This is a genomic window from Romboutsia sp. (genome assembly GCF_035470145.1).
GTDB lineage: Bacteria > Bacillota > Clostridia > Peptostreptococcales > Peptostreptococcaceae > Romboutsia_D.
Window position 1 is genome coordinate 1 of record NZ_DATIRC010000252.1, and the last position, 1,945, is coordinate 1,945.

Annotated in this window: 1 protein-coding gene; it reads left to right on the top strand. The window is 32.3% G+C overall.

Annotated features, from left to right (window positions below; all coding sequences use genetic code 11):
• Window positions 1–127: 127 nt before the first annotated feature.
• Window positions 128–1,945: tape measure protein (locus VLM92_RS10810; protein WP_325276358.1), on the top strand; the 1,818-nt coding region annotated here is incomplete at its 3' end.

Here is a 1,945-nt window from a genome sequence, read left to right on the forward strand (position 1 = left end):
AAATTATTGAAATGTGTAAAAAAAATAACTTAAATTATAAAGTAACAGATAAAGGAATAAAAGTTGGCACTTAGTTTAAAAGCTAGGTGCTTTTTTATTTATCTTCTAACAGAAAGAAGGTGAAAAAATGGCTACAATAGGTGAACTATTTGTAAATATTAACGCTAGGACCGACAATTTTGAACAAGGCATGAATAGAACTCGAAATAGTGCTAATGGCTTAAATGGTGTATTTGGAAGCATAAAGAAAACAATAGCAGGATTTATGATGTATGATTTAGGCAAAAAACTTGTAGGTGGATTTGTAAGTGCTACGAAAGCAGGGATTGATTATAATGCTACTTTAGAAACTTCTAGGATTAAGTGGGAAACGCTTTTGGGAACGCAGGGGAAAGCAAATAAAATGTTGAAAGACATAGAAAAATTTGCATCAACTACACCTTTTGAAAAAATGGGCATTGACAAGATGGCTAGTTATCTTCATAATGCAGGATTCGAAGGCAATAACCTATTTAATCAATTGACTAAATTTGGTGATGTTGCAGGTGCTTTTAGTGTTACGAATTCAGACTTAGAAGAAATGGTTAGACAATATTCACAGGTTAGAAATGCAGGTGTAGCATATACAGAAGATTTGAATATCCTTGAAGATAAATCAGTGCCTATAATGAAGAATATAGCCGAAGTTATGAAAGTACCACAAAGTGAAGTTAAGAAGCTTGCTAGTGAGGGTAAAATAAGTTTCGATATATATAATCAAGCATTAGACAATATTGCTAAAAAGTCCGAAGGTGGAATGGCTAAGATGTCAGAAAGCTTTAATGGTATAAAATCTACTATTAAAGATAGTATGGGGCAGATAGCAGGTACTTTAGCTAAACCAATATTCGACAAGTTAAAAGATGGTGCTATTATCATAAGGGATAAATTAGGAGAGTTGGCGACATTCTTAGGACAAAAAGGATTAATGAAAACAATCCAAGAATTTGCACCAGCGATAATGCCTTTTGTACAATTAGCAATAAATATTTTTAAAACTATGGGTGATACAGTAGGTACTATTATTAAATCAATGACAGGCTTTTGGAATGAACATAAATCTTGGTTAATGCCTGTAATAACATTCTTATTTACTTTTATATCTACAATAGTAATGAACACAATAACTGCAATAGGTAGCATTGTTCAAAGTGGTTTAGCTTTTATAGATGGAGTTATAAACTTCTTCCAAAACTTATTTACAGGCAATTTTAGTGGTTGTTGGGAAAGTATAAAACAAATATTTTTTAGTGCTTTGGAATTTGTATGGAATTTAATGCAAGTTCAATTTGCTTTAAATATTCCCGCTATGATAAAAGGATTCGGCAAAGGTGCAATAGGCATATTTAAAGGTATGTGGTCTTCTGTTAAAGGCTTCTTTAGTGGTGGCATAAAGGCTTGTTTAGGATTTGTTAAAAATCTTTTAAGTGGGGCAAAGTCTAGCTTTGGTACTTTAAAAGCTTTTGGTGCTAATAGTTTCCAAGCTTTGTGGACTATTGCTAAAAACATGATGTCTAAGCTTTTAAGTTCTGTTACTAGTAGTATCTCGAAAGTGCCTACTACGATTAAAAACTTTATGACTAGGGCAGTGGGAGTTATAAAAGGAATTAATCTATTTAGTATAGGTAAAGACATGATACAAGGCTTAATAAATGGTATTAAAAACGCAGGAGCTAATATTGCAGGTGCTATAGGTAATGTTGTTAATGGTGCAGTTGAAGCTACTAAGAAGAAATTAAAAATAAAATCTCCTTCTAGGGTGTTCATGGAAATTGGTAAATTCACAGGTGAAGGACTTGCAATAGGTATTGAAAACGAAAAAGATAGAGTTTCAAAGGCTTCTATCGGATTGTCTAAAAGTGTAATAGGTGGATATAATGCAAAATTAAAAGGTTTAAGTGGTAGC